Source organism: Clostridioides mangenotii TR, assembly GCF_000498755.1.
Classification (GTDB): Bacteria; Bacillota; Clostridia; order Peptostreptococcales; family Peptostreptococcaceae; genus Metaclostridioides; species Metaclostridioides mangenotii_A.
Genome location: NZ_AXUS01000003.1, coordinates 1 through 22,879, shown reverse-complemented (window position 1 = coordinate 22,879; position 22,879 = coordinate 1). Strand labels below are relative to the sequence as shown.

At 33.4% G+C, this 22,879-nt stretch carries 24 protein-coding genes and 1 riboswitch; of the genes, 22 read left to right on the top strand and 2 right to left on the bottom strand.

Annotation, left to right across the window (positions count from 1 at the left end; all coding sequences use genetic code 11):
* Window positions 1-114 precede the first annotated feature (114 nt).
* Complete coding sequence (locus tag T473_RS15950; protein WP_330369331.1) at window positions 115-1,389, bottom strand: carbon starvation CstA family protein; 1,275 nt, start codon at window positions 1,387-1,389, stop codon at window positions 115-117.
* 273 nt (window positions 1,390-1,662) lie between these two features.
* On the opposite strand from T473_RS15950, the gene saoD reads away from it, so the two are divergent.
* From saoD to grdD, 20 genes are all read left to right on the top strand, one after another.
* Entirely contained in the window at window positions 1,663-1,995 is a 333-nt protein-coding gene (gene saoD, locus T473_RS0101995; RefSeq protein ID WP_024620398.1) for a DsrE-related protein SaoD, read from the top strand.
* 172 nt (window positions 1,996-2,167) lie between these two features.
* Complete coding sequence (saoT, locus tag T473_RS0101990) at window positions 2,168-2,419, top strand: thioredoxin-like (seleno)protein SaoT (RefSeq protein ID WP_242825833.1); 252 nt, start codon at window positions 2,168-2,170, stop codon at window positions 2,417-2,419.
* Between the two features lie 123 nt (window positions 2,420-2,542).
* A complete protein-coding gene (locus T473_RS19530; protein WP_330369330.1) occupies window positions 2,543-2,950 on the top strand; it encodes a permease in 408 nt (135 codons plus the stop codon).
* A gap of 107 nt (window positions 2,951-3,057) precedes the next feature.
* Window positions 3,058-3,624: a permease gene (locus tag T473_RS19525; RefSeq protein ID WP_330369329.1), complete on the top strand. Its 567-nt coding sequence runs from the start codon at window positions 3,058-3,060 to the stop codon at window positions 3,622-3,624.
* Window positions 3,617-4,078 (top strand): Cys-Cys-COOH (seleno)protein SaoC, encoded by a 462-nt coding sequence (gene saoC / locus T473_RS0101980; protein WP_024620396.1) that lies wholly within the window; start codon window positions 3,617-3,619, stop codon window positions 4,076-4,078. The genes T473_RS19525 and saoC overlap by 8 nt, the downstream gene beginning before the upstream one ends.
* Before the next feature lie 25 nt (window positions 4,079-4,103).
* Window positions 4,104-4,511 carry an ABC transporter substrate-binding protein gene (locus T473_RS19365; RefSeq protein ID WP_278246344.1) on the top strand — a complete coding sequence of 136 codons (408 nt, stop codon included), beginning with the start codon at window positions 4,104-4,106 and terminating at the stop codon, window positions 4,509-4,511.
* Window positions 4,512-4,534: 23 nt separating this feature from the next.
* Window positions 4,535-5,200 (top strand): ABC transporter substrate-binding subunit SaoX, encoded by a 666-nt coding sequence (gene saoX, locus T473_RS15940; RefSeq protein ID WP_278246343.1) that lies wholly within the window; start codon window positions 4,535-4,537, stop codon window positions 5,198-5,200.
* A 12-nt stretch (window positions 5,201-5,212) separates the two neighbouring features.
* The gene (gene saoB, locus T473_RS0101965) at window positions 5,213-6,019 is read left to right on the top strand and encodes an ABC transporter substrate-binding (seleno)protein SaoB (RefSeq protein ID WP_416361142.1); all 807 of its coding nucleotides are present in this window, start codon (window positions 5,213-5,215) and stop codon (window positions 6,017-6,019) included.
* Window positions 5,986-6,795 (top strand): ABC transporter permease subunit SaoP, encoded by an 810-nt coding sequence (gene saoP / locus T473_RS0101960; RefSeq protein WP_242825831.1) that lies wholly within the window; start codon window positions 5,986-5,988, stop codon window positions 6,793-6,795. The genes saoB and saoP overlap by 34 nt, the downstream gene beginning before the upstream one ends.
* Window positions 6,795-7,547, top strand: a complete 753-nt coding sequence (gene saoA, locus T473_RS0101955) for an ABC transporter ATP-binding protein SaoA (RefSeq protein ID WP_029791438.1) — start codon at window positions 6,795-6,797, stop codon at window positions 7,545-7,547. The genes saoP and saoA overlap by 1 nt, the downstream gene beginning before the upstream one ends.
* 8 nt (window positions 7,548-7,555) lie before the next feature.
* Window positions 7,556-8,179 carry a MerB-like organometallic lyase SaoL gene (gene saoL / locus T473_RS0101950; RefSeq protein ID WP_242825830.1) on the top strand — a complete coding sequence of 208 codons (624 nt, stop codon included), beginning with the start codon at window positions 7,556-7,558 and terminating at the stop codon, window positions 8,177-8,179.
* Window positions 8,180-8,320: 141 nt separating this feature from the next.
* A complete protein-coding gene (locus T473_RS0101940; protein ID WP_024620391.1) occupies window positions 8,321-10,015 on the top strand; it encodes a M3 family oligoendopeptidase in 1,695 nt (564 codons plus the stop codon).
* 294 nt (window positions 10,016-10,309) lie between these two features.
* Window positions 10,310-10,426, top strand: a riboswitch (glycine riboswitch).
* Between the two features lie 100 nt (window positions 10,427-10,526).
* Window positions 10,527-10,901, top strand: coding sequence for a GrdX family protein (locus tag T473_RS0101935; RefSeq protein ID WP_024620390.1), 375 nt, complete (start codon window positions 10,527-10,529; stop codon window positions 10,899-10,901).
* 275 nt (window positions 10,902-11,176) lie between these two features.
* Window positions 11,177-12,124 carry a thioredoxin-disulfide reductase gene (trxB, locus tag T473_RS0101930; protein WP_024620389.1) on the top strand — a complete coding sequence of 316 codons (948 nt, stop codon included), beginning with the start codon at window positions 11,177-11,179 and terminating at the stop codon, window positions 12,122-12,124.
* Between the two features lie 65 nt (window positions 12,125-12,189).
* Complete coding sequence (gene trxA, locus T473_RS0101925) at window positions 12,190-12,507, top strand: thioredoxin TrxA (RefSeq protein ID WP_024620388.1); 318 nt, start codon at window positions 12,190-12,192, stop codon at window positions 12,505-12,507.
* A gap of 103 nt (window positions 12,508-12,610) precedes the next feature.
* Window positions 12,611-13,897 (top strand): glycine/sarcosine/betaine reductase component B subunit, encoded by a 1,287-nt coding sequence (locus T473_RS0101920; protein WP_024620387.1) that lies wholly within the window; start codon window positions 12,611-12,613, stop codon window positions 13,895-13,897.
* 111 nt (window positions 13,898-14,008) lie between these two features.
* Window positions 14,009-14,488, top strand: a complete 480-nt coding sequence (grdA, locus tag T473_RS0101910; RefSeq protein ID WP_077173549.1) for a glycine/sarcosine/betaine reductase complex selenoprotein A — start codon at window positions 14,009-14,011, stop codon at window positions 14,486-14,488.
* A 26-nt stretch (window positions 14,489-14,514) separates the two neighbouring features.
* On the top strand, window positions 14,515-15,825 hold the full coding sequence (grdB, locus tag T473_RS0101905; protein WP_081709350.1) for a glycine reductase complex selenoprotein B: 1,311 nt from the start codon (window positions 14,515-14,517) through the stop codon (window positions 15,823-15,825).
* A gap of 137 nt (window positions 15,826-15,962) precedes the next feature.
* Window positions 15,963-17,498, top strand: a complete 1,536-nt coding sequence (gene grdC / locus T473_RS0101895; protein WP_024620382.1) for a glycine/sarcosine/betaine reductase complex component C subunit beta — start codon at window positions 15,963-15,965, stop codon at window positions 17,496-17,498.
* Window positions 17,499-17,508: 10 nt separating this feature from the next.
* Window positions 17,509-18,654, top strand: coding sequence for a glycine/sarcosine/betaine reductase complex component C subunit alpha (gene grdD, locus T473_RS0101890; RefSeq protein ID WP_024620381.1), 1,146 nt, complete (start codon window positions 17,509-17,511; stop codon window positions 18,652-18,654).
* Window positions 18,655-18,775: 121 nt separating this feature from the next.
* Here the strand turns inward: grdD and T473_RS0101885 are convergent, their stop codons facing one another.
* The gene (locus tag T473_RS0101885; protein WP_024620380.1) at window positions 18,776-19,933 is read right to left on the bottom strand and encodes a PucR family transcriptional regulator; all 1,158 of its coding nucleotides are present in this window, start codon (window positions 19,931-19,933) and stop codon (window positions 18,776-18,778) included.
* A gap of 207 nt (window positions 19,934-20,140) precedes the next feature.
* Between T473_RS0101885 and T473_RS0101880 the strand changes: the two genes are divergently transcribed.
* Complete coding sequence (locus T473_RS0101880) at window positions 20,141-21,466, top strand: glycine/sarcosine/betaine reductase component B subunit (protein WP_024620379.1); 1,326 nt, start codon at window positions 20,141-20,143, stop codon at window positions 21,464-21,466.
* 19 nt (window positions 21,467-21,485) lie between these two features.
* Window positions 21,486-22,796, top strand: coding sequence for a betaine reductase selenoprotein B (grdH, locus tag T473_RS0101875; protein ID WP_081709349.1), 1,311 nt, complete (start codon window positions 21,486-21,488; stop codon window positions 22,794-22,796).
* The last annotated feature ends 83 nt before the right edge of the window (window positions 22,797-22,879 follow it).

Below are 22,879 nucleotides of genomic sequence, written 5' to 3'. Positions count from 1 at the left end.
ACAGAAGAGTTAAAGGAGCAGATATAATATATGCAATATTTATACTTAAATTGAAACCGATCTGTGCATTCAAGATATAGCTGAATATTACATATGCGTAGAACATACCTGGTATTAATGACATAAGGTAGTTTTATTTTTAACAATTAGGTAAACTGTTATCATAGCAAATGCGAAGACAGCAATAGTCTGATTGCTCCACGAGAAGTAACGCCACAGTATATTGAATCCTTTTTCACTAGATTTAGCAAAAATAAGTATTGCAATTACTGGAATGAATATTCCAATAGTAAGCACAACTCTATTTCTTTTAATTTTTTGATCGATGTTAAAGTGTTCAGCAAGTATCAATCTAAGAGATCTAAGAGCTGTATCTCCTGATGTTATAGGAAGAACTATAACGCCTATTATTGCGATTACTCCACCTATTGATCCAAGTAAATCTCTAGCAACAATTCCGATTACTGAAGCCGTTCCTATAAATGAACTGTCAATTCCTTTTGCATAAATCCCCATTGCAGCAGCAGCCCATATCATAGCTATTAAACCTTCTAAAATCATAGTATTGTAGAAGGTACCTCTACCTTCTCTTTCACTTGATACAGATCTTGCTATAAGAGTGGCTTGAGTAGAGTGGAATCCTGATACGATACCACAAGCTATTGTTACAAAGAATGTCGGTACTAGAGGAATGCCATCTGGATGAATTCCAAGCCAATTAGCCGAATTAAGTTCAGTAAGTTGATAACCACTTGTAAATATTCCAACTCCAACGCCTACTGCAGATAAAAGCAGTATAGCTCCGAATATAGGATATATACGCCCGATTATTTTATCAATAGGGAATAGTGTAGCACATAGATAGTATAAGAATATAAGACCGTACACAATCCAAACAACAGGGTTACCCATAACAGGCTTTTGACCAAGTAGTTGAGAAACAACTAGATCTCCAGGTGTATATATAAAAACCGTACCTACTAGCAGCATAAGTAAACATAGAAAAATTTGATAAATTCCATAAACTTTTTTGCCTAAAAACTTATTTACTAAAGCTGGCATCTGAGCACCTTTTTCTCTAATAGATATCATTCCACACATATAATCATGTAGAGCCCCACCGAAAACACAACCAATTGGAATCAATATAAAGGCGATAGGTCCAAATAATATACCCTGTATAGGTCCAAGTATTGGTCCAGTACCAGCTATATTCAATAGCTCAATAAGACTATTTTTCCATTTTTTCATAGGAACATAGTCAACACCATCCCTTTCTGTTATTGCAGGTGTTTCTCTGTCATCTGGACCGAATACTTTTTCACAGTATTTTCCATACAAGAATCCTCCCACTAGCAATAGTGCAATACCCACAAAAAATGTTACCATAATATCACCTCTTAATTAATAAGTGTTAAAAATAAGTTAATTTATTAACCTAAAGTTAACTTATGGTAATTATATATGATATATAGGAATAAATCAACTTTGAATTAATTCAATATTCTGATAATATTTACGCCAAAAAAACTTAATAATAGAAAATTACGATGTTTAGAGTTCGTCACATAGTAAATTTCAATTGTACTTTGCAACTTAGTTAAATGTATAATTATGTAAGAAAAGAATATCAAAAAATGTATAATTATGGGGGTAGTTGCAGTGAAAGTTGCTTATATTTTTAGTAGTACAAATGCACACAAAATATTAGACAAGATGATTATTCCACAGCTAGAGCAAGGAAATCACGGAGCAGAAGTTTTAGGTATGTTCTTTTTTATGGACAATACCTTATTCCTATCTAAAGGTAATCCAGTTGGTGAAAAACTTAGCAAAATAAATAACAAAACAGGTATGATAATAATGGGATGTGATCAATGCACAATTGAAAGAGGTATTGAAGGCAACTTAGTAGATGGGGCTACTATAGGATGTTTCCCTAATCTTTATGCATGTTTGGGAGATGCTGGCATAGATCAAGTGATTACATTATAAGAGATAAATTTTACAAAGTAGAGATTAAAATCACCCATTGAGACTGTCTTCTGTGGGTGATTGTTACGTAGAAATACGACTTTTTTTGTAAATATAAAGTGAATATAGTTAAATAAAAATTATATATAAAGAATAATTTTTATTTTTATTTTGAATTTGGGGAGTGGAATATATGGCAAAAGTATTGATTGAATTTATAAGTACCTGACCATCTTGCGATGAGCATGGAGGGCTTATTAAAGATCTTGGTAAAAAGTACAGCGATAAATTAGAAGTAAAATTGTACACTGCAGGAAAAGATTTTTCATACGTCAAAAAATATGGACTTATAACAAAAGGGACAATGATTATAGGTCAAAAGAAGAAGTATGATAGATTAAACAAAAAAAGCATTGAAAAAGCAATATTAGAAGCAATTGGATAGAGGAGCAGTTGCCGCTATATATAAATAAGAGAAAAGAACTTAGATATAGAATAGGGACACAAAAATATTTAGAAGCTATTTAAATTGCAATATTTAAAATTTAATTATAGGAGATTAATGAATATGTTAGAGACAATCTTTACTGCTGTAAAGGATACTCTGGTGACCGCATTTATAATGTTAAACGGATCTTCAGGTTGGCTAATGATAAGTTTTGTATTAGCAGGTATCCTACACAATGTAATTACCCCAGCTAAGTTTCAAAAACATTTAGGGAATAAAAAGGCCTCTTCTTTAATAAAGAGTACTATTTCAGGGATGTTTTTGCCTATTTGTAGTTGTGGAGTAATTCCAATAGGAATAAGTATGTACTATTCGGGGGCTTACTTAGGACCTATGTTAGCATTTATGACATCAACGCCTATTATAAATCCAATAGCGGTTATACTCTGTTTTGGACTGTTGGGTCGACAGATAACGATAATATACATCATTGCTGGATTTGTACTTCCAATGTTGGTTGTTTTATAGGAAATACATTTGCCAAAGACGAACTTTTTGTTGCCAGCGATGATGACAGTGAAGCAATTGAGTTAGAAGAAGAAAGAAAAGGTTTTTTAGAAAATTTATTAGATGGAATGAAATGGTCATTTAGCGAACTCGCTCTTACTATAAGTAAATACGTAGTAGTAGGTATGATCATGGCAGGGTTTATTACTACAATTTTTCCTAGTTCTATAATACAGAAGTATTTGGGTAATCCAGGTCTTATTTCAATGGCTAGTATCACAGTTTTAGCATGTATTATGTACGTGTGTGCAGTTGGTCATATACCATTTATTGCTGCATTAGTAGCAAGTGGAGCATCACCTGGAGTAGCGATAACTTTCTTAATTGCAGGAGCAGCTACAAACCTACCTGAACTTATAAGTATGTACAATGTAATTGGGAAAAGATGTGTAATTATATATACGGCAACTCTTACAATAGGATCTATAATCATCGGTTATATAACTAATCTAATTTTAAGTGGCAACTCAAACTTTGTAAACAGTCAAGCGGATGGTGCATCAGTACAACTGGCAAATAGGTTATTTTTAAATATACCAGAATCTATAACATATGTATGTTCAATAGCAATAATAATTTTCTGTATTATTGCAATATTACCTAAAATGAAAGAGGTAATTAAAAAATATGCGTAAAAAAATAATTATTACAGTTGTTGTGTTGGTGTGTTTGATACTGGGATCAAAGTTGGTGGATGAAAACTTAAAAGAAGATGATGGTTTACCCGATGTAAGTAAACAAACGCTTAAGTACTTTAAAAAAAATTGCAAATACAAAGAAATAATAACTTATGCTGAAGAAGATGTTAACGGCGACGATAAAAAAGACTTGGCGGTAATTTATAAAAATAAAGAAAACCACAATAGACTTGTTGTCGTTGCAACTAAAGGGAATGAGTATTATGTTACTGAACCGGTAGCTGCACCAGTCGATGATCAGGTTATAACATTTAAAGATATCGATTCAAAAGGTGTTATGGAGATTATGGTATCTGGTTCTAAAAACAAAAAAATTGGATATGCAATTTACAGATTAGAAGGAAATAAGTTAGAAGATTTGTTTGGAGAGAATATGGAGAGTTGTTGTTAATTAATTTTATTTTGGAGGATTGAAGATGAGTAAATCAAAAAAGGTTACGGCATTAATGTTGGCTACTGTAATTGGGACTACAGTGCTGACAGGATGTAGTTCAAAGAAAGACAAAGCAAAAGGTGACGATGATTACGCTATAACAGTAGGGTATTATAATTGTGATCATATGACAGCAGCACCAGTTGGAGTTAAGGCTGGAATTTATGAGGAGCTTGGATTAAATGTAAAGACTCTAGGAAATGGAAAAGTACCAGAAGCAATGGCGGCTGGTCAGATGGATGCTGGTTACATAGGTACTGGAGGATTAGCAGGAGCTATCCCAAAGGGAGCTCCTATAGTAGTTGCGGCGAATAATCACAGTGGGGGTTCAGAGTACCTAATAGTTTCGAATGATATAAAAGAGCCAAAAGATTTAATTGGGAAAAGATAGCTGGCGATCCTGATAATGATACTTTGTGGCAAACTGATTATGGACCAGAAGCAGGGATACCAGCTAAGTCTAGCGAGTATGACTGTGTAGATATGGAGTCGGACAAAGATGCATACCTAGCTTTTAAAACAGGCAAAATAAAAGCATTTACATCTTGTGATCCATGGGGATCAGTAGCTGAGTATGAAGGAACAGGTAAAATAATTGCGTCGACACAGTACAAAGAAGAATCAACTGGTAAACAGTACAACTGTTGTTCATTCTCGCTAAATAAAAATTTTATAAAAGATCATCCAGAACTAGCCAAAAAATTGGTACTAGCACATACAAAATCAATAGAGTACATATACACTAATCCAGTTAAAGCAGCAAAAATATTTGCAGAAGACTACAATGTGGACGAAGAAGTAGCTCTAATGACTATTTATAAAAAGACTGTTGGTGAAGGTAGAACACTTACTTGGAAAATTACAGGTGAAGAGTACAAAAACAACTTAGAGATGTACAAAGAATACAAAAAAATGGACAAGGTTCCATCTTATGATGAGGTTGTTGACAAGAGCTTATTAGATTCATGCGGTGCCGACGACTTTGATAAATTTATAGAAGAAAAAGTAGATCCTGTATTTCCAAAAGATATGAGTTATGACGATTGGAAGGCTAAAGCAATAAAATTAGATAAACAATAGATTGAAAAGGCAATGAAATTAATGAGTAAATTTAAAAATATTATAATTTCAGCAACGATAATCTTTGTATGTTTGATTTTGCTATTTTTTAATTTTAATACCAAAGAACATATAAAGGGTAAAATGAAATTAGGGGTATCTGATGATACCTCTGGTTTTGTGATAAACTATATGACTGAAAAAAATGAATTTGACGGGTTGGAAATAGATAAGTTATTGGATAAGTACTCTGTTGCAGATTGCTGATCGAGCACAACACAATGGGCTCTGAGTTCAGAGGAAATGGATATGGCAATAATCTGCAAAGATGCAGCCGAGGAGTATATAAAAAATGATACAAACTTTGAGATAGTAGCTCCCGTAGTCAAAAACTCGGATATATTCTTGATGGATACTGATATACCAAAGCGAATTGGTGTAACTCAAAAGAGAGATTATCAATACAATTTGGTTAGTGAGTACTATAAAGATGCAGAAATTGTTCCACTTATAGGTACAGCTCTAGGATATGGTCTTGAGAGCGATTTAGTGGATGGCGTTGTAGTAGATATTATGAAATCCCTTAGTTTAAAGGGAGAGAAACTTTCTACCGCGACTAATAAAGAGTATGAAAGTTACGTTTTAGTAGTAAATAAGGAATTTAAACAAAATGACCTATATAAAAACTTTATTAGGCTTTACAATGAGGCTGTTTATGATTTAGAAGATAGAGAAGTCTTTAAAAAGGCTATAGAAAACTATAAGAACGTGGATATTTCAAATAAAGAGATGGAGGAAATAGTAAATTGGAAAGTAAAATTTCTGCCGATAAAAGAATAGCTATTAGAAAAAAGAAAAATTCTAAAAGTCTAATAGAGAATCTATATAGAATTATTCTTCTAGTAGTTATAGTTACAGTATGGCAAATTGCTGCAATTGAAATAGGAAGCTCATTACTACTTCCGATGCCATTAGATGTTTTTAAAGGTTTTATAACTTGTGTTACTGATCCTGAAATAGTAAAAAATCTAATGATAACACTTCAAAGGGTTTTAAAAGGATTCTTATGTGCACTCGGAATCGGGTTGCCAATAGGACTTATTATGGGATTTTCAATGACTAGTGAGAAAGTTTTATCACCTATGATTGACTCCGTAAGACAGGTTCCCATAATGGCATGGGTTCCGCTGACAATAGTATGGTTTGGAATAGGAGATGGGCCTACAATATTTTTGATCGCGTTTGCAGGTGTATTCCCTATAATTTTAAATACTATTCAAGGGGTTAGAGCTATATCAAAAGATTACTACAATGCTGCAAGAAGCATGGGTGCATCTCCAGTGTCGATTTTCTTTAATGTAATAATACCAGCAGCGCTACCAGATATATTGACAGGATCAAGACTCGCAATAAGTACTGGTTGGATGTCTGTAATATGAGCGGAATTCATAGCTACGAGTGCCGGCCTCGGTTACTCTATGGTACAAGCTCAGACCTTGATGAGGACTGAGTTATTAGTTGCCCTTATGTGTATGGCAGCTATAATAGGTTTTTTAATAGATTTAATATTAAAATTCGTGAACAAAACTCTTTGTAAATGGAGGTTTGCAGATTAATGAAGCTGGACGTAAAAAATATAAGCAAATCATTTATAAATAATAAAAAACATATCGAAGTACTTGATGACATAAGTTTAGAAGTAGATCAAGGGGAGTTTATATGTTTGCTTGGTCCTTCTGGATGTGGGAAGACTACGTTGCTTACTATCATAGGTGGTTTTCAAAAACCTGATAGTGGTGAAATCTTAGTAAATGGAAATAAAGTTATAAAACCAGGTATTGATAGAGCTTTTATATTCCAAAACTACGCTTTATTTCCGTGGAAGACTGTAAGGGATAATGTTTTATACCCTATGAAACAGCAGAAGATTCCAAAGAAGGAAAGGGAAAAAAATCTAGAAGAACTTATAGAAATGTCAGACTTAAAAGGCAAAGAAAGCATGTATCCTCATCAACTTTCAGGGGGTATGAAACAGAGAGTTGCAGTTATAAGAGCTTTAGCTTGTAATCCTGAAGTGCTTCTTATGGACGAACCTTTGGGTGCTGTCGATTTGAAGATGAGACAAAACTTACAGGAAGAGCTAGAAAAAATATGGTCAGCTAACAGAATTACTGCAGTTATGGTTACACACGATGTCGATGAAGCTGTTTATATGAGCGACAGAGTTGTAATTATGTCTAGAAACAAAGGTGAAATAATAGGTAATATAAAAATTGATATTCCTAGACCGAGAAATAGAGATTGTAAGGAGTATGAAGAGTATAAATCACATGTATCAGAATTACTGTCAACTTGTTATAATGCTTAGGGGGAATTATGAGCGAAGTAGAAAAATATAAAAATTTAGATAATACGCAGAGAGCTATTAGAGTGTCCATAATGGATATGATTATTGAAGAAAAACGTAGTATCACACTTAATGAAGTTGTTAATGTTTTGAGTTTGAAGCTGAGCATAGATAGAGGATATTTGCAAAATACATTAGACAGTTTTATAAAAGAAAATATACTTGTAGCTGAAGGTGATAATATCAATTTTATTTACCCTGTATCAGCTTTACCTACAAGTCATAAAGTAACTCTTGATGATGGAAGAGAATTTTTTGCAATGTGTGCAATAGATGCAATCGGAACATCTTGTACATTCCATCAAAATGTAACAATCGACTCTATGTGTTGTGTAACTGGGCAAGAAATAAAAATTAGAGTTGAGGATGAACAGATAAAGTATGTCAGCAATCCTAATCTAAGGGTTTTACATATTAACCTAGATAAACACTCAGAATGGGCGGCAAGTTGTTGAAATATAATGAATTTCTTCTGGACGAAGGATGAGTATGAAAGTTGGATAAACATAAATGAAATGAATGATGATGAGGATATTTATTGTTTAGATATACTTGGGGCATTGGATGTAGCATATAAAATATTTAAGCTTTAAAAATGCGGTACTTCTTATAAAATAACCAATTTATTTTATATGGGGTATCGTATTTTTATTATTATTTTTCTGATATGTTATAATTATTTATGCAATAAAAATAAAATTTAAAATGTTTTTATTAGGTTATAGGAGGATATTATGAAATTTTCGGAATTTAAATATACTAGACCGGAATATAAGGTCATTAAGTCCAAAATTATAGATACTGTAAATTGTATAGATACATCAAAGTCTTACATAGATCAAAAATTACATATAGAAGGACTAAACAGACTTAGAAATAATATTGAATCTATGTCTACAATTGTATCGATAAGATACAGTTTAAATACAAGTGATAAATTTTACATAGAAGAAAAGCAGTATTGGGATGAGTACAGCCCAATGTATGAGGAATTAAATTCTATGTTTTATAAAAGCATTGTTAATTCAAAGTACATAGATAAGATTGAAGTAGATTATGGCAAACAGTTTTTAAAAATATGCGATTATTCACTTAAGGCATTCTCATCACTGATAATACCTGAGCTACAATATGAAAACAAGCTTTGTTCAAAGTATACAAAACTACTTGCATCTGCTGAGATAGAATTTGATGGACAAATAAAAAATTTATCTGGTATAACTTCATACATGTACTCTAAAGATAGAAAAATCAGAGTATCTGCTTCAAAAAAATACTACAATTACTTTGAAGAAAATGAAGATGAATTCGGTAATCTGTTTGACGACCTTGTAAAGGTCAGAGACAAAATGGCTAAAAAACTTGGTTTTGACAATTTTGTGGAGCTTGGATACCTTAGAATGATGAGAACCGAGTACAATGAAAAGATGGTAAAAATATTTAGAGATCATATATTAAATGATATTGTACCACTTGCAAATTCACTGTACGAAAGGCAAGCAAGTCGTTTGAATTTGGAAAAATTGGATTACATAGATGAGAACATAGAGTTTACAAATGGGAATGCTAAACCAAGAGGTGATGCAGATTATATTTTCAGTTCAGCAAAGAAAATGTACAAAGGACTTTCAGATGAAACAAATGAGTTTTTTAATTATATAATAGAGAATGAACTCATAGACTACGAAACCAGAGCAAATAAAGGAGCGGGTGGTTACTGTACATATATACCAAATCATAAGGCACCTTTTATATTTGCAAATTTTAATTCGACACTAGATGATATAGATGTACTTACTCATGAAGCTGGACATGCGTTTCAACTCTATATGTCTAGATGGATTGATACACCGGAAATCAATTTTCCAACGCTCGATAGCTGTGAAATTCACTCTATGAGTATGGAATTTATAACATGGCCATGGATGGATATGTTTTTTAAAGAAGATACCGAGAAGTATAAGTTTTCACATCTATCTTCGGCAATTAAGTTTATACCATACGGAGCGCTGGTAGATGAATTTCAACACGAGGTTTACAGAAATCCAGATATATCAAAGGAAAAGAGAAAAAACATTTGGAGGACTTTAGAAAAAAAATATCTACCACACAGGGATTATAGTGCATGTGATTTTTTACAAAAAGGTGGTTGGTGGTATAAACAGGGGCATATATTTAAAAACCCATTTTACTATATTGACTATGCTTTAGCGCAAGTTTGTGCTTTACAAATGTGGGAAAAGAGTAGAGATGGAAAGTCTGATTATTTATCAGATTACAAAAAAATGTGTGCGGTAGGTGGAAGCAAATCATTTGTTGAGATAATAGAAATCGGTAATTTAAATTCACCATTTGAAAAAAATGCACTTACAAAAATAATCAACAGCGTAAAATTTTATTTAGATGCTGTAAATGAAGAATATTTTTAATGAAAAAGGAAGTATTTAAAGATCAAAATTAATAAATAAAATTAAAAATATCATTATAATCGATCATTATTTTGGAAAATATTTCATATAACAATAGTATGAAAAGTAAGTGATTTCAGTAAAATATCGGAATAAAATGAAGAAACTTACTTTTTTTGTAAAAAATATGTTGCAATTTGGATTGAATATTTATATACTATTAATTAAAGAGATAGTTAAAAGCTATTAAAAATAATAGTTAAAAACTTATCCAATATATTTTTACTGATTTATATACTAAAACTAAACATACGGTTGAAGCGCACAGGAGACAGCCACATTGTTATGATGGCGACCGAAGGGACAAATCTAATCTGTAAATCCAAAGAGCTTAGATGAAATTCTCAGGTAATAGAAGACTGTACGTGGACGTGGCTCTGAAGAATATTTTAACAGGGAATACAAATTGGATGTTTGTATTTTCTGTTTTTTATTTTAACATAAACTACATTTCGAAAGAGAGAGTGTATAAATGATCATAATAACAAACAACTCAAAAGTAAAAGAAGAAACAAGTGATGACTTAAATATTCTATATAAAGAAGTTGGTTATATAGATATATTGAAAATCTGTAGAGATTTAATTCATGAGGGTTTTAATCTTCTTTCACATCCACTATATGGAAGTGTGAAGCCGAATGAAACACCATATAGAACCATAATTTTAAAAAAAGGCAATACGCTTGATGTAAACTCATTAAGTTTGATCGAAGAATCAATAAACACCACGACAAAATTCCAAAATGACAAAATAACTCCAAATTGGACTGAATCAGTAAAAGATGATTTTAGAGTGATAGACTTTGATATATTTTACAATACAGTTCAAAGAATCAATTATGTATAGCATTAGATAGTAATTAGAAAAACAAGAAATATTTAAAGGAATAGTAAAATGCCTAATTAGACTTTGATAAGTTGGAATTTTCTGAGAAAAGGAAGTTTTAAATTAAAAAATGAGAGAATAAGGTCCTATTTCTTATACCCAAAAATGTTGAAAATTAGATAAAATTTTTAACTATAGATTTTGTTAAAAATTAATCGAAAGTGTTAAAAAATAGTCAAAAACTTATTTAGTTAATTAAAAACAATTAATATATAACAAAATAGGAGGAATATAATATGGAAAACGTTTATGACTTAGTAATAATAGGCGCAGGTCCAGCGGGATTGTCAGCAGGATTATATGGATCTAGAGCAAAACTTAATACTTTGATCATCGAAAAAGATAAAACTGGTGGGCAAATAGTTATTACCCATGAAGTTGCAAACTATCCTGGATCTGTAAGGGAAGCAACAGGGCCATCACTGGTTGCAAGAATGGTTGAACAGTGTGATGAGTTTGGAGCTAAGAGAGTAAAGGATACTATAGAATCAGTTGAACTCGACGGAGACATAAAAGTTTTAAAAGGTCAAAAAGGTGAATATAAAGCAAAAGCTGTAATCATTGCGACTGGAGCATCTCCAAGAAAAATGGGTTGCCCTGGCGAGAAAGAACTTACTGGAAAAGGTGTTTCTTACTGCGCTACATGCGACGCCGACTTCTTTGAAGACTTTGAAGTGTTTGTTGTAGGTGGTGGAGACAGTGCTCTTGAAGAAGCAATGTACCTAACAAAATTTGCAAGAAAAGTAACTGTAGTTCATAGAAGACAAGGCTTTAGATGTGCTAAGAGTGTATTAGAAAAAGCTCAAGCAAATCCAAAGATTGAGTTTTTACTAGATACAGTAGTTGAAGAAGTTAAAGGCGACGGATTACTAGAGTCTATAGTATTTAAAAACAAAATCAATGGAGAAACTCACGAGTACTTTGCAGATGAAGAAGATGGAACAATGGGATTATTTGTTTTCGTAGGACTGATTTCACAGACAGATGTATTTAAAGGCAAAGTAAACATGAATGAGCAAGGTTATATAATAACTGACCAAGATATGAAAACTGATATAGAAGGTGTATTTGCAGCAGGAGATGTTAGAGAAAAATCACTTAGACAGGTTGTTACAGCAACTGGAGATGGGTCAATAGCTGCAGTAGTTGCAGAGAAATATATAGATGAAAAATTCCCAGAATAGTATCAGACAAACTGAATATTGTTTTGGAGTTAAAATAAAAAATTAAAAAATGAGGGGGAAATAATATGTTATCACTAGATAAAGAAACTTTTGAAACTGAAGTATTAAATTCTGAAGAGGTAGTATTTGTAGATTTCTGGAGTGAAGGTTGTGAACCTTGTAAAGCATTACTTCCAGATATTGAAAAGCTTTCTGAAACTTATGGAGATAAAATAAAATTCTGCAAGATGGATACTACAAAAGCAAGAAGATTAGCTATAAAACAAAAGGTATTAGGGCTTCCTACTCTAGCTATATACAAAGGCGGAGAAAAAGTAGACGAGGTTACTAAAGATGATGCAACAGTACCTAATATAGAAGACATGATCAAAAAATACGTATAGTAAATACAAATAAATGATTTGCACTATAAAATAACAACTAACAAAGGTATAAATTTGACACAGGTCAGATGTATATATAAATCTAAATATTAGGAGGTGCAGTATGCGTCTTGAATTAGGTAAGATCAATATTAAGGATGTTCAATTTGGTGATGAGACAAAAGTAGTAGATGGTGTTTTATTCATCAACAAGGAAGAGATGCTACAAGAAATTGGTGGGGATGAGCATATTAAATCAATTGATATCGAGTTAGCTCGCCCAGGTGAAAGTGTAAGAATAACACCAGTAAAAGATGTAATTGAGCCTAGAGTTAAGGTCGAAGGAAATGGTGGAATTTTCCCGGGAATTATATCTAAAGTAGATACTGTTGGAGAAGGTAGAACTCACGCACTTAAAGGTGTAGCTGTAGTAACTACTGGTAAAATCGTTGGATTCCAAGAGGGTATCATAGACATGACTGGAGAAGGTGCAAAATACACTCCATTCTCTAAACTTAACAATGTCGTTGTTATAGCAGAGCCAGTTGATGGATTAAAACAACACAATCACGAGTACGCTGTTAGAATGATTGGATTTAAAGCGGCTACTTACTTAGGAAAAGTTGCTAAAGAGATTACTCCAGATGAAGTATCTACTTATGAAACTAAACCACTGCTTGAGCAAATAAGTGAATACCCAGATCTTCCAAAAGTAGGATATGTTTATATGCTTCAAACTCAAGGATTACTTCACGACACTTATGTTTACGGAGTAGATGCAAAACAAATAGTCCCAACAATTTTATATCCAACTGAAATAATGGATGGTGCTGTTGTAAGTGGTAACTGTGTTTCTGCTTGTGACAAGAACCCAAGTTATGTTCACTTAAATAATGGAGTTGTAGAAGAGCTTTATGCTAAACACGGTAAAGAAATAAACTTTATGGGTGTAATAATCACTAATGAAAATGTTTACCTAGCTGATAAAGAAAGATCTTCAAACTGGACTTCTAAGTTATGTAAATACCTAGGTTTAGATGCTGTTATAGTATCTCAAGAAGGTTTCGGAAACCCTGATACTGACCTTATAATGAACTGTAAAAAAATAGAAAATCAAGGTGTTAAAACTGTAATCGTTACAGATGAATACGCTGGTAGAGATGGTGCTTCTCAATCACTTGCAGATGCAGATGCAAAAGCAGATGCTGTTGTAACTGGTGGAAATGCCAACCAAGTTGTAGTTTTACCTAAACTTGATAAAGTTATAGGTCACTTAGATGTAGTAGAAGTAATAGCTGGTGGAGCTGATGGAAGTCTAAAAGATGATGGAACTATCGAAGTTGAAATACAAGCTATAACTGGTGCAACAAACGAAACTGGATTTGGACATTTAACATCAAAAGGATTCTAGTTAATAGAGATTCGATAAAAGTTAAATTTAAAAAAATATATAAGTAAAATAAAATATAAATTTATTATAATTGTAATTAAAATAAGAAAAATATAAATTAGGAGGATTATTATGAGCTTATTGACTAATAAGAAGGTCCTTATAATAGGTGACCGTGACGGAATACCTGGACCTGCAATTGATGAGTGTGTAAAAACAGTAGAAGGGGCAGAGATAATATTTTCATCGACTGAATGTTTTGTCTGAACGGCTGCTGGGGCTATGGACTTAGAAAACCAAAAAAGAGTTAAAGACGCTTCTGATAAATTCGGGGCTGAGAACTTAGTGGTTTTACTAGGTGCTGCTGAAGCCGAAGCTGCAGGTCTTGCAGCTGAAACAGTAACTGCTGGTGATCCAACATTCGCTGGACCACTTGCTGGAGTTGATTTGGGACTTAGCGTTTACCATGTTGTTGAGCCGGAAATGAAAGAGTTATTTAATGAAGAAGTTTACGAAGATCAAGTAGGAATGATGGAGATGGTTTTAGAAGTTGATGAGATTGCGGGTGAAATGAAAGAAATAAGAGATGAATTCTGCAAATTCAACAACTAAAATAAAATCTAAAGGGGTGAAATCGTATGGAAAAGCTTAGAGTAGTTCATTATGTAAATCAGTTCTTTGCTGGTATTGGTGGTGAAGAAAAGGCTGATATAAAGCCTCACATAGCTGAGTCTTTACCGCCAATAAGTATGCAACTTGATAAAAACTTAGGTGATGAATTTGAAATAGTTGGAACAGTTGTATGCGGAGATAGTTATTTCAATGAAAACATCGACGAAGCAGGCGAAGAAGTTCTAGGTATGATAAAAGGCTTCAAGCCAGATCTTTTCATAGCAGGTCCTGCATTTAACGCTGGTAGATACGGAGTTGCAGCTGGAACAATAACTAAAGTTGTTCAAGAAGCATTAAATATACCATGTGTTACAGGAATGTATATAGAAAACCCAGGTGCAGATATGTTTAAGAAGGATGTATATATAGTAGAAACTTCTGACTCTGCAGCAGGAATGAGGAAAGCGCTTCCTAAGTTAGCTAAATTTGCTATTAAGTATTCTAAAGGAGAAGAAATCGGATCTCCTAAAGAAGAAGGATATATGCCAAGAGGAATAAGAGTTAACTTCTTCCATGAAGATAGAGGATCTAAGAGAGCAGTTGATATGCTTATCAAAAAGATCAAGGGAGAGGAATATGAAACTGAATACCCAATGCCAGATTTCGATAGAGTTGATCCAAATCCAGCAGTTAAAGATATTACAAAAGCGACAATAGCTTTAGTAACATCTGGTGGTATAGTTCCAAAAGGAAACCCTGATAGAATAGAGTCTTCATCAGCTTCTAAGTATGGTTCTTACTCAATCGCTGGAGTAGAAAACCTTACTGAAGAAACTTACGAAACAGCACACGGTGGTTTTGACCCTGTTTACTGTAATATAGACTCAGATAGAGTTTTACCAGTTGATGTTCTAAGAGACTTAGAAAAAGAGGGAGCTATAGGTAAACTATATGAAACTTTCTTCTCAACAGTTGGTAATGGTACAGCAGTTGCAAGTGCGAAAAAATACGCATCTGAAATAGGTGCAAAATTAAAAGCTGATGGTGTAGATGCAGTAATCTTAACTTCTACGTGAGGCACTTGTACTCGTTGCGGTGCAACGATGGTTAAAGAAATAGAGAGAGCGGGTATACCTGTTGTACATATGTGTACAGTAGTTCCAATCTCACTTACAGTTGGAGCAAACAGAATAGTTCCAACTATTGCAATACCTCATCCACTAGGAAATCCAGCTTTAGAGCCAGATGAAGAAAAGGCTTTAAGAAGAGGATTAGTAGAAAAAGCATTGAAAGCATTGACTACAGAAGTTGATGGTCAAACAGTATTTGAGGACTAGAAATACACGCTGTAAATTATAATGTCACATCATATAAATACTTAACTATATACTATCCAATCTGTGGATTTCACGGGTGTTCTGTCCGTGAAATCCACAACAATTTGAGAACAAAAAATCTTTGGGGGTGCAAATAAATGACTTTTCCAGTATTAAAAGGTGCAGGCTACATACTTGTCCATACTCCGGATATGATAGTTCAAAACGGAACTACATGCTCTGTTGAGAGACAGACACATCCAGATTCAGAATTTTTAATAGAAGTAGGCAAACACATCAGATCTTATGATGAAGCAGTAAATTACATGCCAAATCAAGTTTATATAGGAAACAACAGACCAGAAGATTTAAAAGATTTAGAAATGCCTTGGTGCAACCAAAAAATTGAGGGAAAAAGAAATGGTAAGTTTGGGGAAATAATGCCTCAAGATGAATTTTTAGCATTTATGCAAATAAGTGATGCTTTTGATCTTGTTAAGTTATCAGAAAGCTTTGTAAATGAAGTGAAACCTAAAATTGAAAATAACTACCCAGAAATTTCTCCATTCTTTGGAAAAATAAAGGGAGACGATATAGAAGACGGAAAAGCTCTTATAGAAGAACATATAGCTGAGGGGTTATACCATAACGGTGAACTTGTAGGATATATAAAAAGAGCTCATGATGTAGATATAAACCTAAACGCTCACACTATGTTTGAAAACTTAGTTGTAAAAGCATCAGGTGTTTTATCTGCTATTCATGCAATTAGACATTGTGAAATAGACGCTAATGATATAGATTATGTTATTGAGTGTTCAGAAGAAGCTTGTGGAGATATGAATCAAAGAGGTGGAGGAAACTTTGCAAAATCAATAGCTGAAATAGCAGGCTTCCAAAATGCAACTGGTTCTGATACAAGAGGTTTCTGTGCAGCTCCAACGCATGCTCTTATTCAAGCAGCAGCACTTGTTAAATCTGGAGTTCATAAAAATGTTATGATAGTTGCAGGTGGTGCTAGTGCTAAACTTGGAATGAACTCAAAAGACCATATCAAAAAAGATCTTCCAGTTCTAGAAGATGTAGTTGGTGGATTTGCAGTACTTATATCTGAAAATGATGGAATTAATCCAATAATAAGAACTGACTTAACAGGAAAACATACTGTTGGAACAGGATCATCTCCTCAAGCAGTTATGACTTCTCTTATTACTTCAGGACTTGATAGAGCGGACCTAAAGATTCCTGATGTAGATGTATACTCAGTTGAAATGCAAAACCCTGATATAACAAAACCTGCAGGAGCTGGAGATGTTCCAGAGGCAAACTACAAGATGATAGGTGCACTTGCTGTTAAACGTGGAGATATGGAGAAAAAGGATCTAAAAGATTTCGTATCTAAGTGCGGTTTACCTGGATGGGCTCCAACTCAAGGGCATATACCATCAGGTGTTCCATATGCTGGTTTTGCAATAGATGATATGACTACTGGCGATAAAAATAGAGCTATGATAGTTGGTAAAGGAAGCTTGTTCTTAGGAAGAATGACTAATTTATTTGATGGAGTTTCTGTGATTATAGAAAGAAATACAGGAGTTACAGAAGACGCTACAAGTGGTGTATCTAAGGATGAAATTAAGAAGATAATTGCTGAATCCATGAAAAAATTAGCATTAGATATGATGGAAGAATAGGGGTGATTATATGTCTAAAAAAGTAATTGCAGATGTATTCTTAGAAGTAGCTAATGCAATAGAAAGTGGAGAATTTGGTGAAAAAATTAAAATAGGTATAACAACTCTAGGTAGTGAGCACGGAGTTAAAAACATTGTAGATGGTGCTGAACTTGCAGCCTCTGGATTGTTTGATATAGTTTTAATTGGGCCAAAATACGATACTGACTTAGAAATAGTTGAAGTAAATGATGAATCAGATATGCACTGTAAAATGGAGGAGCTTCTTGACTCGGGATATATAGATGCGTGTGTTACAATGCACTACAATTTCCCAATAGGAGTTTCTACAGTAGGAAGGGTAATTACTCCTGCTAAAGGTAAAGAAATGATACTTGCAACTACAACAGGTACTAGTGCTACTAATAGGATAGAGGCTATGATTAGAAATGCTATATACGGTATTTCGACTGCGAAATCAATAGGAATTAAGAATCCTAAAGTTGGTATCTTAAATGTAGATGGAGCAAGACAAGTTGAAAAAGGTCTTAAAGAACTTAAAGATAATGGATATGATATAGAGTTTGCAGATTCTATAAGGGCCGATGGCGGATGTGTAATGAGGGGTAATGACTTACTTGTTGGAGCGCCAGACGTGATGGTAACAGATACATTATCAGGAAATATATTTATGAAGATATTTTCTTCATTTAATACTGGTGGAGATTTTGAGGCCCAAGGATATGGATATGGTCCAGGTGTTGGAGAAAACTATGATAGAAGAGTTTTAATTCTTTCTAGAGCATCTGGTTCTCCAGTTGTTGCAAATGCTTTAAAATACGCTTATGATGTAGTAAAAGGTTCAGTAAATGAAGTTGCTAAAGATGAATTTTCAAAAGCTAAGAAAGCTAAATTTGATGATGTTATCTCATCTCTGACTAAAAAAGAGACTAAAGCTGATAAAGTTGAAGTAAAAATGCCTGATAAAGAAGTAGTAACATACCAAATAAACGGTATTGATATAATGGATCTAGAAGATGCTGTTTCTGAATTGTGGAAGAGTGGAATCTACGCTGAGAGTGGAATGGGATGTACTGGGCCAATAGTACTGGTAAATGAAAATAAGGGCGGTGTATCAATAGACACCCTTATCAAAGCTGGATACACTGCCAATTAATATTGGTAAAAAGCCTACTAAATATTTATAATATAGAATTTAAAGCTATAAAATTCGCACTATTAGAGAAACGGACTCTTAATTAAGATTAAGAGTCCGTTTCTTTATAGTTATAGATAAATTAAAAGCTTGAATTCATTTGCTTGTATATTTTGTGAAGTTTAACACCTAAAGAAATCCTCTCATAAAATTCAATTGTTGAATCCCCAAGGCCTAAAAGAGACTTAACTTTAAGTACTCTATATCTAACCGTGTTTTCGTGCTGATATATAAGCTGAGCAGTTTTTTTATAATCTCCGCAACATTCAACAAAGGTGATAAGTGTATATAATAAGTCTTTATTATGATTTTTATCGTATTGTATAATTGGAACAATTGTATTGCTGTATATGGATTTTATAACGGGAGTGTCTTTGAATGATAGTAACAATGAGAATGACCCCAGATTACCGTAGAATACAATAGAATCACTTTTTATCGTGCGCGATGTACAGCTTAAAACAGCTTGAGATATTGATTCTTGTACATCCATTAAGCTTATTGAATTGTTGCTTATACCGACTATGTAGTCTTTAACATTGGATTTGATTAGCTCTAGATAGTAATTTACATATGATATAATTTTACTATCAGTCATATTATTGTAAGTCAAAATTATTATAATACCATTTTTGTACGGTATACAAAAATTTTGTTTTGATTCATTAATAGTATTTCTAAAATGCTTGGAAAATTTAAAGTTAGGATCATTTGAGTAACAGTAGATGGTAGTTATATATCCTAAAAAGTGAGGATTTATTTCATTGATTATTTTATTTATTTCAAGAGTGTCTTTTGTTTTTATTAAGTTTATCAACTGCATTTCATGAATAATATTTCTCTGATCTTCGACCATTAAAAGGTATACGCTTTTCATAATATCTCCATAAGAGACTGAGTAGTCTATCGTGAGAATAGGAAAGTTGATTTTATTGCAATGTTCGGCCATTTCATCGCTAAAGTATTCAAGGTATTCACTAGTTATACAGAGACAACTGCACTTTCTAGAATTTAGAAAGTCAATTGCAAAAATTGCTTCATCATAGTCGTCTTTCCAAAAATAGAAGTTGGAAACGAAAAAATCCCCTTCTTTCAGAACTATCAAATCCCTCTCAATTTGTATGGGGCAATCAAAAACCGATACTCTGTTTACCATACGATCAAGGCCATCTTTACCAGCTAATACTTTTGTATTTCTGAACAAGTCAAGCTGCAATACATCTTTTACTGTAATTGACATAATTAAGCCTCCGAATAGAATATAATTATAAACCAACATATAATTATATTCTATCAAATAACAAAGTAGAATGATATAAATTTGTAAAAATTACCAAAAAAACAAGAGTTAATTAAAAAAATAACAAATCAATTGAAATGATTATGTAATAAAATTATATTAAGGGGTAGAACTATAGCAATTATCTATGATAGAGGAGGATTAAATATGAAGTTAGAAATTGGGCAATTTTATGTTAAAAAAATCACTTTTGGTGAGAAAACGTTTTTTAATGATGGAGAACTTACCCTAAATAAAGAAGATCTTCTAGATTTTGTTAAAAAGGATGAGAGGATAACAGAGGCTGATATTCACATCGTCAAACCTGGAGATATGGTGAGAATTTGTCCTGTAAAAGAAGCAATTGAGCCTAGGGTAAAACTAGATGGATCACCACTATTTCCTGGTTATACAGGTGATGTAGTTCCTTGTGGTAGCGGTAAGACACATGCACTGAAAGATTGTAGTGTTTTAGTTGTAGGTAAACACTGGGGGGGATTTCAGGACGGTTTAATAGATATGGGAGGAGAAGGTGCTAAATACACTTATTTTTCTAAACTAAACAACATTGTGTTAGTAGCTGATACAAATGAAGATTTTGAAAAGCAAGAACAACAAAAGAAAAACGATGCGCTTAGAAGAGCAGGACATAAATTGGCAGAGTACATTGCAAATTGTATAAAGGAATTAACTCCAGAGGATACAGAAATCTTTGAACTCGATCCAGTTACAAAGAGAAATGATGACACAAATAAACTTCCTAGTGTAGTTTTAGTTATGCAGGGTCAATCACAGATGGAGGATTCTGGTTACAATGACTTGGTATATGGATGGGATATGAACCACTTTGTACCTACATTTTTACATCCAAATGAGATATTAGATGGTGCGCTTATTTCTGGTAGCTTTATGCCTTGCTCATCAAAATGGTCTACTTACGATATACAAAACACGCCAGTTTTAAAGAGCTTATATAGAGAACATGGAAAAACTTTAAACTTTTTAGGGGTAATTTTATCAAACTTAAATGTATCACTTGAACAAAAAGAAAGATCGGCAATTTTCGTAGCTCAGATAGCTAAATCACTAGGAGCTGATGGAGCTATAGTGACTGAAGAAGGATACGGAAATCCAGATGCAGATTTTGTTGGTTGTATAGTAGCCCTTGAAGATGTGGGAGTAAAAGTTGTGGGTCTTTCAAATGAATGTACTGGAAGAGACGGAAACTCACAACCATTTGTAACTTTAGACCAAAAGTTAGATGCAATAGTATCATGTGGGAATGTTTCAGAGCTTGTAGAGCTTCCTGCTATGCAAACTGTACTTGGAGAACTAGAGTCATTAGGCAGGGATGGTTTTGCAGGGGGCTGGGCTAATGATGAAGTGCTAGGGCCTTCAGTTAGAGAAGATGGTTCAATAATAATGGAAAACAACTCAATGTTCTGTGGGGATCAAGTTTTAGGATGGTCTACAAAGACAATGAAAGAATTCTAATAGAATAGGAGGGAATTTTATGAAAAAAGCAATACTATACTTAAATCAATTTTTTGGTCAAATAGGTGGAGAAGACAAGGCTGATTTTGAGCCGGAAATTAGAGAAGGCCTAGTTGGACCAGGATTACAGTTAGATAAGTTGTTGGACGATACAGAGATAGTTTACACAATAATTTGTGGAGATAACTTTATGGGATCAAATACGGATGAAGCCGTAGATAGAGTACTAGGATTTCTAGAGGATAAGGAGTTTGACATCTTCTTTGCAGGTCCAGCATTCCAAGCGGGTAGATATGGCGTTGCATGTGGGCAGATATGTAAAGCTGTAAAGGATAAATTTGGTGTAGAAGTAATAACATCAATGCACGAAGAAAATCCCGGAGTAGAAATGTACAAAAAAGATATGTATATACTTAAGGGTGGAAATAGCGCTGGAAAAATGAGAAAAGATTTATCTAGTATGGCAAGCCTTGGAAATAAAATACTAAATGATCAAAAAGTGCTAGATGCAGAGACTGAAGGCATTTTTGAAAGAGGTAAAAGACATCAAGTTTGGAGAGACGACAATTTGATGGCGTCTGACAGAGCAGTAAATATGATTGTAAAAAAACTTACAGGTCAGAACTTTGTATCTGAGTTAGAGATACCTATTATAGAGAAAGTAGATATAGCCCCTGCTGTAAAAAACATCAGTAGTGCAAACGTTGCACTTGTTACGACTGGCGGAATAGTACCAGTAGATAATCCAGATAGAATTCAATCTGCATCTGCGACAAGATGGGGAAGATACGATATATCAAACATAGAAGATTTAAAATCTGGAGTATTTAAAACAATTCACGCTGGATTTGACCCTGCTGTTGCAAATGGAGATCCAGATGTAGTAACTCCTATAGACGCATTAAAAGAACATGAAAAAAGAGGTAATATCGGAAAACTTCATGAATACTTTTACTCAACAGTCGGTACTGGAACAACTCAAGGTGAAGCAGTTAAAATGGCAAATGAGATGATTCCATATCTTAAAGATGCAAACGTAGATGCTATAATACTGGTTTCTACGTGAGGTACTTGTACTCGTTGCGGCGCAACGATGGTAAGAGAGTTTGAAAAAGCGGGATTCCCGATTGTGCAAATGTGCAACTTAGTTCCGGTTGCTAAAACAGTTGGTGCTAATAGGATAGTAACTACAGTATCAATACCATATCCTATGGGAGACCCAACAAAGTCAAAAGAAGAGCAGTACAAACTTAGATACGATATAATTCAAACGGCTTTAGATGCACTTACGACTGAAATTGATGAGCAGACTGTATTCAAGTACAATTAGTATTTAGTATTTGGCTATCATTGGTTATACAAATAAAGGGTCATAGTATATATAGATAAAATATGATTATAATAAAATAAAAT

Bases quoted from the DNA above. Each gene is read 5' to 3' on its own strand.
- T473_RS0101935 (WP_024620390.1), top strand. From the start codon at position 10,527: ATGATCATAATAACAAACAACTCAAAAGTAAAAGAAGAAACAAGTGAT.
- T473_RS19530 (WP_330369330.1), top strand. From the start codon at position 2,543: ATGTTAGAGACAATCTTTACTGCTGTAAAGGATACTCTGGTGACCGCA.
- T473_RS19365 (WP_278246344.1), top strand. From the start codon at position 4,104: ATGAGTAAATCAAAAAAGGTTACGGCATTAATGTTGGCTACTGTAATT.
- T473_RS0101940 (WP_024620391.1), top strand. From the start codon at position 8,321: ATGAAATTTTCGGAATTTAAATATACTAGACCGGAATATAAGGTCATT.
- grdD (WP_024620381.1), top strand. From the start codon at position 17,509: ATGTCTAAAAAAGTAATTGCAGATGTATTCTTAGAAGTAGCTAATGCA.
- trxA (WP_024620388.1), top strand. From the start codon at position 12,190: ATGTTATCACTAGATAAAGAAACTTTTGAAACTGAAGTATTAAATTCT.
- trxB (WP_024620389.1), top strand. From the start codon at position 11,177: ATGGAAAACGTTTATGACTTAGTAATAATAGGCGCAGGTCCAGCGGGA.
- T473_RS19525 (WP_330369329.1), top strand. From the start codon at position 3,058: ATGAAATGGTCATTTAGCGAACTCGCTCTTACTATAAGTAAATACGTA.
- T473_RS0101880 (WP_024620379.1), top strand. From the start codon at position 20,141: ATGAAGTTAGAAATTGGGCAATTTTATGTTAAAAAAATCACTTTTGGT.
- T473_RS0101920 (WP_024620387.1), top strand. From the start codon at position 12,611: ATGCGTCTTGAATTAGGTAAGATCAATATTAAGGATGTTCAATTTGGT.
- saoA (WP_029791438.1), top strand. From the start codon at position 6,795: ATGAAGCTGGACGTAAAAAATATAAGCAAATCATTTATAAATAATAAA.
- grdC (WP_024620382.1), top strand. From the start codon at position 15,963: ATGACTTTTCCAGTATTAAAAGGTGCAGGCTACATACTTGTCCATACT.
- saoC (WP_024620396.1), top strand. From the start codon at position 3,617: ATGCGTAAAAAAATAATTATTACAGTTGTTGTGTTGGTGTGTTTGATA.
- T473_RS15950 (WP_330369331.1), bottom strand. From the start codon at position 1,389: ATGGTAACATTTTTTGTGGGTATTGCACTATTGCTAGTGGGAGGATTC.
- T473_RS0101885 (WP_024620380.1), bottom strand. From the start codon at position 19,933: ATGTCAATTACAGTAAAAGATGTATTGCAGCTTGACTTGTTCAGAAAT.